General features: G+C 36.1%; 18 protein-coding genes and 1 tRNA gene. 11 read left to right on the top strand and 8 right to left on the bottom strand.

Going from position 1 to position 16,577, the window contains the following annotated elements; genetic code table 11:
- Window positions 1-2: 2 nt before the first annotated feature.
- The 5 genes from NOV28_RS04195 to NOV28_RS04175 all read left to right on the top strand — a co-directional run bounded on the left by NOV28_RS04195 (window position 3) and on the right by NOV28_RS04175 (window position 4,013).
- On the top strand, window positions 3-767 hold the full coding sequence (locus NOV28_RS04195) for an MBL fold metallo-hydrolase (RefSeq protein ID WP_255927878.1): 765 nt from the start codon (window positions 3-5) through the stop codon (window positions 765-767).
- A gap of 106 nt (window positions 768-873) precedes the next feature.
- A tRNA-Leu gene (locus NOV28_RS04190) sits at window positions 874-955 on the top strand.
- 552 nt (window positions 956-1,507) lie between these two features.
- Entirely contained in the window at window positions 1,508-2,041 is a 534-nt protein-coding gene (locus tag NOV28_RS04185; RefSeq protein ID WP_255927876.1) for a YceI family protein, read from the top strand.
- A gap of 36 nt (window positions 2,042-2,077) precedes the next feature.
- A complete protein-coding gene (locus tag NOV28_RS04180) occupies window positions 2,078-3,442 on the top strand; it encodes a hypothetical protein (RefSeq protein WP_255927874.1) in 1,365 nt (454 codons plus the stop codon).
- Between the two features lie 61 nt (window positions 3,443-3,503).
- A complete protein-coding gene (locus NOV28_RS04175; RefSeq protein WP_255927872.1) occupies window positions 3,504-4,013 on the top strand; it encodes a YceI family protein in 510 nt (169 codons plus the stop codon).
- 86 nt (window positions 4,014-4,099) lie between these two features.
- On the opposite strand, the gene NOV28_RS04170 is transcribed toward NOV28_RS04175, so the two are convergent.
- Window positions 4,100-4,774 (bottom strand): TIGR02117 family protein, encoded by a 675-nt coding sequence (locus NOV28_RS04170; protein WP_255927870.1) that lies wholly within the window; start codon window positions 4,772-4,774, stop codon window positions 4,100-4,102.
- Window positions 4,775-5,054: 280 nt separating this feature from the next.
- Window positions 5,055-5,984 carry a tRNA epoxyqueuosine(34) reductase QueG gene (gene queG, locus NOV28_RS04165; protein WP_255927868.1) on the bottom strand — a complete coding sequence of 310 codons (930 nt, stop codon included), beginning with the start codon at window positions 5,982-5,984 and terminating at the stop codon, window positions 5,055-5,057.
- A gap of 112 nt (window positions 5,985-6,096) precedes the next feature.
- Between queG and NOV28_RS04160 the strand changes: the two genes are divergently transcribed.
- The 6 genes from NOV28_RS04160 to NOV28_RS04135 all read left to right on the top strand — a co-directional run bounded on the left by NOV28_RS04160 (window position 6,097) and on the right by NOV28_RS04135 (window position 11,262).
- Complete coding sequence (locus NOV28_RS04160; protein ID WP_255927866.1) at window positions 6,097-6,384, top strand: rhodanese-like domain-containing protein; 288 nt, start codon at window positions 6,097-6,099, stop codon at window positions 6,382-6,384.
- A 215-nt stretch (window positions 6,385-6,599) separates the two neighbouring features.
- On the top strand, window positions 6,600-7,163 hold the full coding sequence (locus NOV28_RS04155; RefSeq protein WP_255927864.1) for a hypothetical protein: 564 nt from the start codon (window positions 6,600-6,602) through the stop codon (window positions 7,161-7,163).
- 111 nt (window positions 7,164-7,274) lie between these two features.
- On the top strand, window positions 7,275-8,318 hold the full coding sequence (locus NOV28_RS04150) for a glucokinase (protein ID WP_255927862.1): 1,044 nt from the start codon (window positions 7,275-7,277) through the stop codon (window positions 8,316-8,318).
- Between the two features lie 144 nt (window positions 8,319-8,462).
- Window positions 8,463-9,029: a YceI family protein gene (locus tag NOV28_RS04145; protein WP_255927860.1), complete on the top strand. Its 567-nt coding sequence runs from the start codon at window positions 8,463-8,465 to the stop codon at window positions 9,027-9,029.
- 61 nt (window positions 9,030-9,090) lie between these two features.
- Entirely contained in the window at window positions 9,091-9,750 is a 660-nt protein-coding gene (locus NOV28_RS04140; protein ID WP_255927858.1) for an alpha/beta hydrolase family protein, read from the top strand.
- A 93-nt stretch (window positions 9,751-9,843) separates the two neighbouring features.
- A complete protein-coding gene (locus NOV28_RS04135) occupies window positions 9,844-11,262 on the top strand; it encodes an L-serine ammonia-lyase (RefSeq protein ID WP_255927856.1) in 1,419 nt (472 codons plus the stop codon).
- Between the two features lie 121 nt (window positions 11,263-11,383).
- On the opposite strand, the gene NOV28_RS04130 is transcribed toward NOV28_RS04135, so the two are convergent.
- The 6 genes from NOV28_RS04130 to NOV28_RS04105 all read right to left on the bottom strand — a co-directional run bounded on the left by NOV28_RS04130 (window position 11,384) and on the right by NOV28_RS04105 (window position 16,320).
- Window positions 11,384-12,229 (bottom strand): prephenate dehydrogenase, encoded by an 846-nt coding sequence (locus tag NOV28_RS04130; protein ID WP_255927854.1) that lies wholly within the window; start codon window positions 12,227-12,229, stop codon window positions 11,384-11,386.
- Between the two features lie 29 nt (window positions 12,230-12,258).
- Entirely contained in the window at window positions 12,259-12,630 is a 372-nt protein-coding gene (locus tag NOV28_RS04125; protein ID WP_255927852.1) for a hypothetical protein, read from the bottom strand.
- Entirely contained in the window at window positions 12,631-13,824 is a 1,194-nt protein-coding gene (locus tag NOV28_RS04120) for an alanine dehydrogenase (protein ID WP_255927850.1), read from the bottom strand. It lies immediately after the preceding gene.
- Between the two features lie 152 nt (window positions 13,825-13,976).
- Window positions 13,977-14,384, bottom strand: a complete 408-nt coding sequence (gene tsaE / locus NOV28_RS04115) for a tRNA (adenosine(37)-N6)-threonylcarbamoyltransferase complex ATPase subunit type 1 TsaE (RefSeq protein ID WP_255927848.1) — start codon at window positions 14,382-14,384, stop codon at window positions 13,977-13,979.
- Window positions 14,385-14,577: 193 nt separating this feature from the next.
- Window positions 14,578-15,420: an isoaspartyl peptidase/L-asparaginase gene (locus NOV28_RS04110; RefSeq protein WP_255927846.1), complete on the bottom strand. Its 843-nt coding sequence runs from the start codon at window positions 15,418-15,420 to the stop codon at window positions 14,578-14,580.
- Between the two features lie 15 nt (window positions 15,421-15,435).
- On the bottom strand, window positions 15,436-16,320 hold the full coding sequence (locus NOV28_RS04105) for a cyanophycinase (RefSeq protein WP_255927844.1): 885 nt from the start codon (window positions 16,318-16,320) through the stop codon (window positions 15,436-15,438).
- Window positions 16,321-16,577: the final 257 nt, after the last annotated feature.

Genomic DNA, 16,577 nt, shown 5'->3' with positions numbered 1-16,577 from the left:
AAATGAAGTTGAAATTTTTAGGAACTGGTACTTCACAGGGAGTCCCGGTTATTGGTTGCCATTGCGAAGTTTGTGTATCAGAAGATTCCAAAGATAAAAGGTTTCGATCATCAACTATGGTGACTACCGAATCTGGCAAAAAACTCCTTATCGATTGCGGTCCGGATTTTCGGATGCAAATGCTGCAGAACAAAGAAGACCATGTGGATGCGATTCTTCTTACGCATGAACATAATGATCATGTAATTGGACTGGACGATGTGCGACCATTGATTTTTAGGACTGGGAAAGATATGCAAATTTATTGCGCCGAAAGGGTAGGGAAAGAATTGAAGTTCCGGTTTCCATATGCGTTTGCGGAGGATAAATATCCGGGAGCGCCATCTTTCGGATTGCATACGATTGACGGAAAATTTGATTTGTTTGATACAGATGTAATCCCGTTAGAAGTGATGCATTATAAGTTGCCGATATTAGGATTCAAATTCAAAAATCTGGCTTATATCACTGATGCAAGTTATATCTCGGAAACTGTAAAGGAAAAGCTGAAAAATTTGGATTATTTGATTCTAAACTGCATCCGCAAAGAGGATGTTCATCCTGCGCATTTTATTTTACCTCAGGTTTTGGAGCTTTTTGAAGAATTAAAACCAAAAAAAATGTTTCTTACTCATATTTCTCATCATATGGGATTGCATGAGAAGACGGAGGCGGAACTTCCTGAAAATGTACATATTGCTTATGATGGTTTGGAGATTGAGTTTTGATAAGGAAGTTGATTATTGCTCAAACATCTCATAAATATTGAAAATTTAGAAAAAATATTTTTCAGAAATAAAAAATAATTCTATATTTGCACACCAATTTAAAGCAGCCCAGTTGGCGGAATTGGTAGACGCGCTAGACTCAAACTCTAGTACCGCAAGGTGTGCCGGTTCGATTCCGGCACTGGGTACAAAACCTCTGTTTCTTACAGAGGTTTTCTTATGTCTAAATGTTTTACGAATGCCTATGAAATTGAACCATCAAAAAGCAACCATTTAAAATATGTCGTAAATACGGTAGACTTTGCTAACATGATGGTATTTTATTCCTTAATAAATCCATCAATCTTATCTATATTATATATGAATAAATCTCGGTTGCGAAATCTTTCAAAATATTTATCAATTTTATAACAATTGTTAATATATCGATTTGTTTTCAGGAAATTTCATTTTTTATCATGACTTCTGTCAGTATTTCTTAAAAGGAGATTTATATTCAATTTAACATTCTTTAACGTTTCATGTCATCCTTTCATTTTTATACATTAAAATATATTTATTATGAACTAAAATTTAACAATAATTGATTTGTGTTTGCGAATTATTCAATCGATTGTTGGATTAAGATATATATCATATAAAATATATTGATTTTTGTTGAATATTTATCAATTCCGTGCTACCTTTGTACTACAAATTAAGAGTTAGAACAAAGAGTATTAATATTAAATTTTAGAAACATGAAAAATTCAGCAAACTTCAAAACATTGGTTTTAATGATCGGACTTGTCTCTGGATTGGCAGCCGGACAAAAAATTTCTAGTAAAACTGTGAAAACTACCGTAAGTGGAACATCAACTTTACATGATTGGTCTATGGTTTCTACAGCGGGATCTTTCAGTGGAGTGGTTGCAGGAAATGCCATTACTAACATTTCTTACAACATGGGATCAAAAACCCTAAAAAGTGGAAAAGGTGCAATGGATACCAATGCTTACAAAGCGATGCAAGCCGATAAATATCCAAACATTAGTTTCACCGCAAGTTCTGTAAACATTGGAAAAGGAACTTTAACCGGTAAATTAACAGTAACCAACGTAAGCAAAACAGTGAGCTTCCCAGTAACTGTTGCAAAAAGTGCTTCCGGATATACCATCACCGGAACCGAATCTATCAAACTAACCGATTACGGAGTTACTCCACCATCATTTATGATGAACACTGTGAAAACAGGAAACGATATCAAAATTGTGGTGAATGTAGTAGCCAACTAATCAACAAAATCTATTACTAATTAAAATTTTAAAAATATGAAAACTATGTTAATGAGAGCTTCAATGCTCGCACTACTGTTCTCCGGAGTTAGTGTTTTAAATGCTCAGGAAACAACCCCTTCAATGAGAGATTACCTTGCTCCGGAAAAAACAACCCGAAATATATTTGAAGATCCTAAAGGAGAATCTCCTGAATTCGATGGAGTACAAGTTTCAGTAGGTGGCGATTTTGCCCTTCAGTTCCAAGCTTTGGATCATTCTACAACCGCAAAACTCGGCTCAGATTATACTTTGAACAATTTAGGAGCAGATTTCAACTTGCCAACTGCAAACTTAGATATCAATGCTTATTTGGCAAAAGGGGTGAAAATGCACTTGAGAACTTATCTTTCTGCCCGTCACCACAACGAAGCTTGGGTGAAAGGTGGTTATATCCAAATTGATAATTTAGATTTTATTTCTAAAGGTTTCATGGATAATTTAATGAAAGACGTACGTGTGAAAGTGGGTATGGATGAAATCAACTTTGGTGATGCACATTTTAGAAGAACCGATAATGCGGAAGCCATCAATAATGCTTTTGGTGAAAACAACATCATGGATTCTTTTACTACACAGGCTTTCGGTGAGGTTTATTACTACAAAAACGGTTTCATGGGAATGTTAGGGGTTTCTAATGGTAAACTCAACCAAACTGCAACCAAAGGAACTGCTGATAACAGCCCATCTGTTTACGCTAAATTAGCTTACGACAAACAAATTCAACAAGATTTAAGAGTTCGTATATCTGGTTCTGTAATCAAAACAAATGGTATGAGTACCAATGGTAAATTATACGGAGACGATAGAGCAGGATCTAGATATTACTACATGCTTTTGGTAACCAATAATGCAAACAGTGCTTTATCTGATGCAATGGGAACTTCAAACCCTTCTACCGGAAGATTTGACCCTGGTTTCAAAAAAATGACTGCAATTCAAATTAACCCTTTCCTTAAATACAAAGGTTTAGAATTCTTCGGAACTTATGAATATGTAACAGGTAACAAACTCCTTAATGCAACTACCCAAAGAGATTCCGATGGTACTTATAACCAATATGCAGGAGAATTACTTTACAGATTTGGTGGAAAAGAACAATTCTATCTTGGTGGAAAATACAACAGCATCAATGGTAAAGATTACGACGGAGCTTTAGAAAGAAAAATCGACCGATTCAATATCGCAGGAGGTTGGTTTATGACCAAAAACATCTTAGCTAAAGTAGAGTATGTAACTCAAAAATACAATGAAAGTGATGTTTGGAACGTGATGGATACTTCTACTCCTAAACAACAGAAATCTGCTCTTTCAGGAGGTAAGTTCAACGGAATCATGTTCGAAGCAACCATAGGTTTCTAATTTTTAATATTTTTTTTGAAAGGGGTTGCAGCTTTGGAGCCCCTTTCATCTTTGAAATGTCATGAAAAATAAAATCATCATATTATTATTCAGTATTATTCCGATCTTGCTGTTTTCTCAAAATAACGGGGTTGTAATCAATGGATGGACTAATGTAAATACCTTTAAATGTGCTAATGATAATTTTAAAAACTCCGGATCCATCTACTCATTCACCGGAAATCAACTTCCCAATGTGCAACTGCAGGTAACCGATTTCGATTGTAGAAATAAAATGATGACATCCGATTTTAGAAAAATCCTAAATGCTGAAAAATATCCGGTTCTTAATATTAAATTTTTAGATTTTGATAAAGCTCCGGCCAATAAATTTACAGCATTAGTAGAAGTGAAAATGATGAATGTGACAAGGAAATACACCATTGAATTCAGCAAAAATAACCATAGCTTGGTTGGTAACAAAAGATTGAAATTTTCAGATTTCAATATCGTTCCACCGAAAAAAATGGGCGGAATGATCTACGTGAAAAACGATATCGATTTGCTTTTCAGCTTGGCAATAAAAGATTAAAAAACATACATAAAAAAGATAATCAAATTAAATTTTTTCATAATTGATTTTTATATGTTTGCTCCCTATTTTGGGAGCATTTTTTATTAATAGTGTTGAAAGATTCCTCGATCGGTGGCGGTCCATAAAGCGGCTTTTTGTCCGGCAACTTTCAGTCCGTCGTTGGTCCAGGTGTTGCAGGTTTCCAAGAAACTGTAGCTGCCTTGTGCGTCATAAAATGCATCATTTTTTCCGTAAACTGCATCTGTTTTTATCAAAATTGGTTTCCCGTTTTGGTCACGGTCGAATTTGTTTCGTATAAAGCCGATTAATTCCTGATATTGCGATTTCGTGAGCGTTATTTTCTTGCAATCTTTCCCTTCTTTCATTTGATCATAAAAAGTACAGTGCATTGCCGATTCGCTTAACCAAAATGCCGCTTTTAAGGCTGTTGAAACCTTTAATTCTGCCCAAGTTGGCGTATCCAGATAGAAACCTTTGTCGCCCCAACCGATGGATAGATATTTGAAATCTGTTCTTTTTGATAGTGTATTTTCAAAAGGAATTTCTTGGTTCCAGTCGATTTCCGCAGATTTTATAGGAACTACCAAATCGGTATGAACTCCGTTGGTTAGTATATAGACCGTAATATTTTCTGGTTCTGCAACCTTTTTTTCAGGAACTTCAATATAAGGAATGAGCAACGCACTTATCACGTAAATGGTGACAATTCCGATGATTGCCCAAATGGTTTTCAGTAAGATCAGTATGGATTTCTTCATGATTAAATGTAACAAAAATTTAATATTACAAAAAGTTCAATTTGTTTTTCGTAGCGAAAATTTTGCTAAATTTAAACAAACAAAAATGATAATGAATGCCTAAGAAATCTAAGAAGAACAAAAGATTGAAAATTCGTGTAAAAACAGCGCCAAAAAGAGTACCTAAAAAACGCTGATTTTAATTAAAAATTTCACTCTAATTTTTTTTAAGCTTTAATTGAATTAAAGTTTTTCTAGAATCGTCACCTTATTTTTTGGAAACTGAAATTTCCGAAACGCATTACTTACCCAAAAAATCGATATTTCTTTTTAAGCCCGCAAACTTCGTTCTTTTCACGGGAGATTTTCTGAAGATTTCTGAAAAAAGTTCTTGTGAAAGCTCTTTCCAATCTTCTTTTTGGGAGTTTTTAAGGAAATGATTTGGTTTGAATTTTTCCTGTTGATGAGGTGCAGAAAACCGATTCCATGGGCAAACATCTTGGCAAATATCGCAGCCAAACATCCAATCTTCCATTTTGTTTTTAAAACTTTCAGGGATTTCGTTTTTCAATTCGATGGTTGCATAAGAAATACACTTGCTTCCATCGATGATTTTTTCAGAAACGATCGCATCCGTAGGGCAGGCTTCGATGCATTTGGTGCAGGTTCCGCAGTGATCTGTCGTTGGCAAATCTTCCTGAAGCTCCAAATCGCTGATGATTTCTGCCAGAAAATAAAAAGAACCACTTTGTTTAGTAATGAGGTTTGCATTTTTGCCAACCCAGCCAATTCCGGATTTTTTTGCCCAACTCCGTTCCAAAACTGGAGCAGAATCCACAAAAACTCGGCAATGAAAATCTCCGATTTCTTCTTTCAGTTCTGCCACCATTTCACCTAATATTTCTTTAATGATTTGGTGATAATCTTGTCCGTAAGCGTATTTTGAGATTTTAAAGTTTTCAAGTGACGAAATTTGATCTTCGGGAAAATAGTTATAAGAAAGAGAGATCACCGATTTTGAACCTTCAACCAACAAAGTAGGATCGAGTCTTTTATCGAAATAATTTTCCATATAAGACATTTCACCGTGATAGTTTTGTTTCAACCAATTTTCAAGTGGTTTCGCATCTTCTTCAAGGAAACCCGCTTTGGAAATCCCACAGTTTTGGAAGCCAAACTTTTTTGCTTTGGCTTTGATAAGTACTGAATATTTTTCTGCGGAGGTATTCATTTTGATTGTGCAAAACTAACATTATTTCATAAATTTCTATTAAATTTGGCAGATGATGTCGTTTGAATCTAAAAACGGATCATTCATTTATATAACTTTAAAATCAATTAATATGTCATTAGTAGAGGTATTACAATCAGGGAATTACCATTTAATCGATGTTCGTGAGCCTATGGAACTGGAGATGAATGGTCATATAGAAGAAGCCCAAAATATTCCGTTGGGTGAATTAGAAGATAGAAAACAGGAAGTTTTAAATCTTAGTGGTTTCAAAATTTTCTTTTGCCGAAGCGGAAACCGAAGCGGACAAGCGGTTGAATATTTTAAATCTCAAGGAATGACCGATGTGTACAACGGAGGTGGCTATGAGGAAATGAAGCAAACGCTCGAAAGTTTATAAAGAAAAAATTCAAAAAATAAGTCAAATTGTAAATTTGGCTTATTTTTTTTGCCTGAATGTCACATGAAAAACTTAAAAAATATAAATGCTTGTTTAATTTTTGTTTGCTGAATATCAATTGATTACTTGTTTTCTGGTTTAAAAAAACACATTTCAAAACAATTTTGGCACGATTTTGACAAGTAAACATCCTGTAAAACTTAAAATTTAGAATTATGAATTCAATGAAGAAAACCATCCTAGCTTTAGGAGTAATAACAGCAGGATTAGTAAGTGCACAAAGTGCAGATATGAGAAACATGATTAAAGTAGGAGCAAATGTTGGTTTGGCAGTACCTGCTGAAAACGCATCTGCAAATGTAGGTCTTGATCTATCTTACCAAAATTTGGTAACTCCAGGATTTGGTTTAGGGATCGCAACTGGTTATAGCCACTTCTTCGGTAAAGAAAACAACGGAATCGACAACAACGACTTCGGTGTAGTACCTGTAGCTGCTTTGATTAGAGTATATCCAAAACAAACTGGTTTCTATTTAGGAACTGACTTAGGTTACGGTTTCATCGTAGGTGATGATAAAGTAGCTGCTAACAGCACTGTAGAAAGACCTGACGGAGGTTTCTACATCAAACCAGAAATCGGTTACCACAACAGAGATTGGAACTTCGCTCTTCAATATCAAAAAACCTTCACTGGTGATAAAGGTGAAATCGGATCTCAAAAATACAATGCTGGAGCAATCGGCGTAGGTGTTGGTTACAACATTCCACTAGGTAAATAATCAATTTTTTTGATTTTTTTATAAAACTTAACCTTCTCAAATTTTATTTGAGAAGGTTTTTTTATTTTATTTAAAAACAATTATTATCTTTGGTAGATAACATTAATAAAAATGGAAGCCAAAAATAAATTTCAACTTTATTTGCCTGCAGTAGCAGATGAAAGCAATAATAACATCAATTTGATCTCGGCCGATATACGAAGCGATGTAACTTTTCTTGCCTTGTACAAAACCGATAACAAAAAAACAATTCTTCAGAAAGAAGCCACTTATAAGACCGATTATTTCTCTTCTTTTTCAGAAATTGTCAATTGTTTCATTACCGATTTTTCACTTTCCGAAATTGCCAAAATCGCTGTTGCCGTACCAGGTCCGGTAATAGGAGGGAAAAGTGCTCCGCTCCGTTTGCCATGGCAATTGGATGCTGAAGAAATAAAACAACAAACCCAAGTAGAAAAAGTATATCTCATCAATGATTTGGAAGCTTCTGCTTATGGATTGGGAAATGATGATGAAAGCAATTTTCAGACAATCCATCAATCGGAAAATTTCACGCCGGGAAATATTGCTGTTTTAGCACCAGGTGTAGGTTTAGGTGAGGCAGGTTTGTTTTGGGATGGCAGTTGTTTAAGACCTTTTGCGACCGAAGGTGGCCACTGCGAATTCTCACCAAGAACCAATGATGAGGTTGAATTTTACCAATTTTTGCATCAAATACACCAGATTGTTACTTGGGAAACCGTATTGTCCAAAGATGGTTTATTTAATATTTACCGATTTTTGCGTGATGTAAAACAACAGCAACAACCGGAATGGCTTACTAAAGAAATCGAGGCGGGAAATTTCACCCAAGCGATTATCAACGGAGCCTTAGAAAACAAAGACAGAATCTGTACGATGACTATTGATACGTATATCGCTTTTCTCGCAAGAGAATCCAATAGTTTAGTGCTAAAACTTAAAGCAACTGGAGGTTTATTTTTAACTGGCGAAATCCCCGTAATGCTGCAACGTTATCTGAAAAACGGAATGTTTTATAAAAACTTTATCGTAAGTGATAAAATGGAAGTTTTGTTGAAAGACATTCCTGTTTATCTTGTTAATGATGAAAAAGTAATTATTAATGGAGCTGCTCTATACGCTGCATTTTCATAATATTAATTTCGAAATTACTATTAAACTCTGTGCTTGCACGGAGTTTTTTTATTTGTTTTAAATTGTTTTATTATCATATGTCAATAAATTATCTCATTTCTTAGTCTACTTTTGCATCAGATTTTTAACAAAAAAAATATTTAAATGAAAAAATTAGCATTATTAGCGGTATTAGTAGGAGGTTTAGCTTTCGGGCAGTCTAAAAAAGTAGTAGCATCTGATGTACATTGGTGGGGATACAAAATCGCAAAAACAGAAGCTTCTTCGCATGACGGAACCGTAAACGTAAAATCCGGTAACATCGTAATGAAAGGGAATCAAGTTGCAGGCGGAACTTTTGTTTTAGATATGACTTCAATCAACTCAACTGATTTGTCAGGTGAATATCAAGGAAAACTAAACGGTCACCTTAAAAACGGTGATTTCTTTGAGGTAGATAAATATCCTACAGCGACTTATACCATTACTTCTGTAAAGAAAAATAACGATAAAATTTATAACTATATCGTGAACGGTAAACTTACTGTTAAAGGAAAAACTAATGTAGTTTCTTTCCCAGCAAAAATTTCTTATAGCAAAGGAGTTGTAAGTCTGGTTTCCAACAAATTTTCTTTCGACAGACAGAAGTTTGATGTAGCTTACAAATCCACTATGCAAGATGTTTTGGTAAAAGACGACATCGATATGTTGGTGAAAGTTACCGCAAAATAAATCATAAGATTTTATAAAATGAAGAGCAGATTTGTCTGCTCTTTTTTTTTATTTTTACATGATGAAACTTTACGTTATTAGCGGACTTGGTGCAGATTTTAAAGTGCTGGAAAAAATAAAATTCCCAGCAAATCTCGAAGTTGTTTTTATCCCATGGCTAATTCCCGAAAAAGGTGAGCACTTTGCCGATTATGTGACAAGAATGGCCGAAAAAATAGATGATTCGGCGCCGTTTTACTTACTCGGATATTCATTTGGTGGAATTATGGTTCAGGAAATCGATAAAATAAAACCATCCGAAAAAATCGTGATTTTAGGAAGCATAAAATCAGATAAAGAAAAATCAGGTTTCATTAAATTAGGTGAGCTCACCCGTCTTCCGAAATACCTTCCAGAAAATATTTTCACCGAAAAAACAGCGCTTAGTTATTCTTTTCTTAGGAAACTTATCGATCCGAAAAATCCAAAAATCATGGATTATTTCACCGTGAGAAATCCTTATTATTTGAAATGGAGCTTCGAGAAAATTTCTGCTTGGAAATTCCAAGAAAACCCAAAAGTGATTCAGATTTTAGCGGATAAAGACATCGTTTTTCCCATCAAATATTCCAAACCCAACTTCGTTATCGAAAACGGAACTCATTTATTTCCAGCCACAAAATATAGAGAAGTGTCGGCGATTTTAAATGATATTTTTACTGAAAATTCTGAGCAAATATAGAGTTCCTTATTGTTTTTTATGTTTCAGATATTTCCTGAAAATGTTGAACCTAACTGTTTTTGGTATCCAATAAAAAGTTAATTTTGTAACATTATGCAATCAATCAGTGTTTTTGAAATTATAAAAGTAGGTATTGGGCCTTCAAGTTCACATACCATGGGACCGTGGAATGCGGCGGAAAGTTTTTTGAATTTAATTCGCAGGTCTCATTCCATTTCTGAAGTAAAAGAAGTTTTTGTCGAATTTTTTGGTTCATTGGCTAAAACAGGAATTGGACACGGAACCGATATTGCCGGAATGCTCGGACTTTCCGGAGAAAATTTTAAAACAATCGATACCACTTCTATTGATGCTAAGATTGAAGCCATAAAATCTTCCAACCAAATCAATCTTGCCGGAGAAAAGCTAATCCCTTTCGTGTATGGCGAACATTTAATTTTAAATAAAGAAAAATCCTTGGATTTTCATCCCAACGGAATGATTTTCCGTGCCGTTTTCGAAAATGGAGAAGAACTGTTGCAGGATTATTATTCAGTAGGAGGTGGATTCATCGCTACACAAGAAGAAAATTCTTTTGAACAATCCTGCATCCGAACTTTATATCCTTGTCATAATGGTAAAGATGTTTTAAAGTATATTGAAAAATTAAATCTCGAAAGAATTTCCGATTTAATATTACTGAACGAAGAATCTTGGCGTAGCAAAGAAGAAACCGAAAAAGAAGCGCTCTACATTTGGCAACAGATTAAAGAATGCATTTACAAAGGTGTAAACAAGGAAGGTACACTTCCCGGAGGATTGAATGTAACACGCCGTGCAGCAGGACTTAACAGAAAATTACTGAAAGATAAAATCTACAAAAACATCAACGAATGGTTCCAAATGGTGGTAGATGCGGAAGAAAATTTCGTGAATATCAGCAAATGGGTTTCGTGTTTTGCTTTGGCGGTAAATGAAGAAAATGCAAGTTTCGGTCGTATTATCACGGCACCAACTAACGGTGCAAGTGGTGTAATTCCGGCTGTTTTAATGTACTCGCAAGCTTTTACAGAGTTTAATAAAGAAGAAGATATCATCCGTTTTATTTTGGTAGCCGGTGAAATTGGAACTTTATTCAAGAAAAATGCAACGATTTCCGCAGCGATGGGAGGTTGCCAAGCGGAAGTAGGCGTATCTTCGGCAATGGCAGCGGCAGGACTTACGGAAATTATGGGCGGGACTCCTGGTCAAGTGTTGATGGCAGCGGAAATTGCGATGGAACATCATCTTGGAATGACCTGCGATCCAATCGCTGGTTTGGTACAGATTCCGTGTATTGAAAGGAATTCGATGGGCGCTATCAAAGCAATTACCGCTGCGAATATCGCTATTGAATCTGATCCGTCGAAAGCAAAAGTATCGCTCGACCAAGTGATTCAATCGATGTGGGATACAGCGCAAAGTATGAACGATCGATTCAAAGAAACCTCCGAAGGTGGATTGGCAATTGCAGTCAATGTGGCAGAGTGTTAGAAGAGGCAATGTCATTTGAAATAATATCGCAGTTCGGTAACAGATTACTGAAATAAGATATAAAAAAGACGCTTGATTGTTTCAGCGTCTTTTTTTTTTTTTTTTTTTAATCATCGATAAATTATTTATCTAAAATTCCTCTGATTTTATTGGCATTCCTGATGAGTTCTTCCAGCAGTTCATAATTTTCTTTTTCTAAAGCAGATTTGAATTTTCTAAGCTGGGAAATATGCTCATTCAATACATCCAAAACATTTTCTTTATTTTGTTTAAAGATGGGAACCCACATTTCCGGATGCGATTTTGCTAGTCTTACCGTACTCGAAAATCCGGAACTTGCGAGCTGAAAAATAGTGTCTTCTTCACGTTCTTTCTCCAAAACGGTGTTGGCAAGTGCATAAGAAGTAATGTGAGAGATATGCGAAATATAAGCTGTGTGAAGATCGTGGTCTTCCGAACTCATGTAAATTAAATGCATGTCGAGATTTTCCGCAACATTTTCTACCGTTTTTAAGGCGTCTGGTGCTGAGTTTTCGCGGTCGCAAATCACTGCAGCCCGGCCAGAGAAACTCTCAGAAATAGCCGATTTTGGACCCGAATTTTCGGTTCCCCACATCGGGTGAAATGCCACGAAACGGTTTCTTTGTGGATGTTTTTTTATTGCATCTACGATACCAGCTTTAGTAGAACCGGCATCCATCACGGTTTGTGTTTCGTTGACTAAATCGAGTATATTTGGCAATATTTTTCTTGCGGCATCTACAGGAATGGCGATAATGATCAGTTCCGATTGGCTCACTGCGTTTTCAAGAGAAGAAATTTCGTCGATAATTCCAAGATTTTTGGCTTCAGCTAAATGATTTTCATTTTGATCTACACCGAAAACATAAGAAACGAGTCCTGCAGATTTCAGTTTTAACGCCATGGAACCTCCAATTAATCCAACACCGATGATGGTAATTTTCATCTTACAACAATACTTTAATTAGAATTTTTTTAACGAAGTTTCTTTAAGGTCTTGAAAGTTGCATCTTCCTTGCATTTTTCAAAACCAATTTCATATTTCGGATTTTTTTTGGGATAGGAGAGTATGTATTCCGGGCAACGTTTTTTCTGAGCCTGGCTTCTTTCGAAATCGACATAACCATTGGTAATGATACTGTCTTTCAGGAATTTTTCATCTATTTTGTTTAGATTCATTTGTTCCGAAAAAGCAGGTGTATATTCAATTTTTTTGGAAAGTGTTTCCGCAATAACCCTCGAATTTGGGAGGTAACCGCTGCAACTTGCTCCTTTTTTGTTTAGGATAAAAAATACCAGCATCAGTCCGGGAATCAGACCGATTAAGAAAAATTTCAATTTTCTCATTTAAAAAATTAAAAGATTAATATCATGATAAGTTAAATCGAATCGGTCGCAGATCAGCTTTTTGGTATGGCGGCCTTTGTACATATAAAGCGTTTGCTTCATCTCATTTTTGCGAACCAGCATATTTTCGAATCCACCTTCTTCATCATAGTTTAATAGGTAGCTTAAAAAGAAATTGGAGATTGCTTTGGTCGTCGTTCTCGGCATTTTGGAAGTGAGATTCGGTAAACCGCAATGGATCACTCCGTGTTTGATGACGTAAGGGTTTTCCATAGAAGTAAGTTCTGAAGTCTCTATTACCTTACCATTATCGATCGTTACGTCGATGATAACACTGCCTTTTTTCATTTTCGAAACCATTTCTTCGGTTACAATTGGGGCTAAACTTATTTTAGAAAGCGCACCAATCACAACATCTGCTCGTTTTAAGCTTTTAGAAAGTTCTTTCGGATCGATAATCGAGGTTGGAACTCTACCGTCAACCATCATGTGTAATCTTCGAAGTTTCGACAATGAATTATCAAATACTTTTACACTTGCACCTAATCCTAATGCAGCTTTGGTAGCGAATTCTCCCACGATTCCGGCTCCCAATATAACCACTTCGGTTGGTCGAACTCCGGTGATTCCGCCTAACATCAATCCATTTGAAAGAGCTAAAAGTTCGGCAGCGTAAAGAATGGAAATGTTCCCTGCAATCTCTCCGATAAGTCTTACTAATGACAATTGTTTATATTCATCCACGATGAATTCAAAAGCAATTGCGTTGATTTTTTTCTCTGAAAGTTTCTTGAAATAATCCTGATCTCTAAGGTTAATTTGTAGCGCAGAAACCAAGTAGGTACAAGGTTTAAAATAATCAATTTCTTCTTCCGTAGGCGGATTTATTTTCAGAACCAAATCCTGCTGGAAAGCTTCTTTCGGATCATGCGTAATCGTCGCCCCTGATTCAGAATATTGCAAATCGGTGAAAAAAGAACCTTCGCCGGCGCCACTTTCCACGATAATATGATGACCATGCGCCACCAAAACCTGTACTGCATCGGGAGATAGGCAAGTTCTGCGTTCGTTCAGGCAGGTTTCTTTCGGCACTCCGATGCTGAACTGTTTACCTTTTTTTATCACCTCCAGCTTTTCTTCTTTCGGGATGAGTTCTTCCTCTGAAAAAGGAGTGAAAACATTTGTACTGTTCATTAGAAATCAATAATTATTTAATAGAAATCCTATAATTTAATTGCAAAGATAATCATTTCACAAGTATCTCTACAGCGGAAACTTCAAACTTGCTTTGACTTGCATTTTTTTGATGCACAATGTATTATTTTGAAGTTTTAAAAACGGATTTTTTAATTGAAAACAATCGTTCTGCTTTCCCCATCGCTTTTGATTTTTAGTTCGTGGTGTTGGAAATCTTCTAGTTCTTCTTCGTAAATTTCCGGCCATTCGATGATGCAGAGGTAGCAATTGTCGAGATATTCCTCAATTCCGATGTCATACACTTCTTCGATGTTTTTCATTCGGTACAGATCAAAATGGAAGACATTTCCTTTGGCAGTGTGATATTCGTTCACAATCGCGTAAGTAGGTGAAGAAACCTCGTCTGTACTGCCCAAATTTTTTAATAAAAACTGCGTAAAAGTAGTTTTCCCGGCTCCCAAGTTTCCTTTCAAAAGCAAAATCGGATGTTGGAGTTTCGGCAGAATTTCATTCACCACATTTTGCCAGTCTTCTATTTTATTGATCTTGAATTGCATTTACAATATTTTTTCAAAAATAATTAAAATTTGTTCTTTAGGTTATGATTTTAATGAATCAAGTGATTGAGTAATTTTTTCCATTATGTTGAAAAGCATATTAGAAAGCAAGTTTAGCTTTAAACGCCATAATAATTTCTTTAAAAAAAAGAATTTTAAAGGAAAAAAAAGATGATTTTTTTAAGGTCAATTGCTAATCAAAAACTACGAAATCAGTTCCGTCGAAACTTGCGAAAACCATTGTAGGATAGGAATCTTGGTGGAAGATGTTTCCTGATTGATCGATGGCGATGGCTCCTGCAAATCCGTCGATTTCTTTGAGTTCCTGAAAGGTTTTTTCAAAAGCCTTTTCTATGGGCATTCCGTCGGAAACACGGGTGACGATTTTGGCGGCAGTAGCATTGCTCACGATATCTTCACCGACTCCGGTACAGCTTACAGCGCAATGTTGGTTGGCAAAATTTCCGGCAACGGTTGCTGAATCGGAAATTCTTCCGACTAATTCGAAACCTTTGCCTCCGGTGGAGGTTGCGACGGCTAGTTTTCCGTTTTGATCGAGGGCTACACAGCCAACAGTGCCTTTTCCGCCGTTTTTTAACTTGGCTTCATATTCTTTTCTTCGTTGAGGAATTTCTGTTGAGAAATCTACGAAACCATGTTCTGTTGCATATTTTTTAGCGCCTTCGCTTCCTAAAACACGGTCGTCTTCTTTCATCAAAACTTTCGCAACTTCAATCGGATTTTTTACATTCTCGATGTTGATTACTCCAGAGAATTTCTGAGTTTCGCCATTCATTAATGAGGCACTCATGCGGATTTTCCCGTCGCTTTGGATTTGAGAACCGGTTCCGGCGTTATAAAGCGTATCATTTTCAAGCAAAGACACTGCATATATTACGGTGTCTTCCGCTGTATGGTTTTGTAAATATTCAAAAGCCTTTGCAGCGATGGATTTCAGTGAATTTTGTTTGGCTACTTTTACTTCGTGGCTTTGGTCGCTTTCGGAGAAAAATCCGCCGTGGATGATGATTTTCATCTTGTGTTTTTTGGTTTAAGCTTGTGAAATAGGGTGGTACTGGGAATTAATAATTGTAAGGTCTTTAGATTTCAGATCAAAAGTATCGTTCTGTGACATCACGTGTACGATTAAATTATCAATAGAAATTGGTTGACCAAGATTGATATTGGTAAGGTTGGTGTCTTTGATGAACCTACCATCGACCAAAATTACCAATCCGGAACCAATTGCCGTCATCGTATCGCCATGAATGTATAGTCCGGTATCTTCACCCAGGCCAATTCCTAAAGTACGTGGATTGTTTACCACCGCTTGAAACAATCTTCCGATTCTTCCGCGCTGTACGAAATGAGTATCTACTATTACATTTTCGATGAAACCTAAACCTTGGGTGGTTTTTATTTCTCCTTTTAGCAAAGCTTCGGAGCTGGAACCTTGGTAAATCATATTTTCAGAAGCAGCGGCCGCACCGGCGGAAGTTCCTGCGTAAATGAAATCTTGCTCCTGATATTTTAAAAGAATGGCTTCGTGAAATCGGGTTCCTCCTAAGATAGAAGTCAACCTCAGTTGATCGCCACCGGTAAATAAAACAACGTCCGCAGCATTGGCTCTGGCTACAATAGCGTCACTATTGGCTTGCTCGCGGTTTTGAATATCTAAAATATTGACGTTTTTTGAACCTAAAAATTCAAAAGCTTTTTTGTATTCTGGGCCTACAATCTGAGGGATTTGTGAGGCGGTAGTGATGATTTCGATGATTGAATTTTCCTTCAGACGCGACTTTTCGATGATTTTTCTAAGGATTCCACGTTCAAAGAAATTGAGATTTTTCTCTACATTTTGGTCGTAATCGGTTTCTGAGAAACTGCCTTTGTTCACGGCACCACCGATAATTACTAATTTTCCAACTGCTTTCATAGCTTGCAAATTTAAAAAAAATATGTAACATGGGGTGCGAAGTGTTAACTGAAAATTAACGAATTAGCTGATGATTTGTTAATAAATGATTATAGAATAAAAGAATATCATCCTCATACTTACCAGGACGAACGTAGTGGAGTGGATTTCGCTCCATCGCATCAACATCCTTATCTTCCCCAAATCCCCAAATAAATCCAAAAAACCAACAAGCCACTATTTATATAGCATTATCCCTAATTTTCACTTGCACATTA

This window comes from Kaistella montana (assembly GCF_024436175.1).
Taxonomy (GTDB): domain Bacteria; phylum Bacteroidota; class Bacteroidia; order Flavobacteriales; family Weeksellaceae; genus Kaistella; species Kaistella montana.
This window is presented reverse-complemented; position numbering and strand designations above follow the sequence as displayed.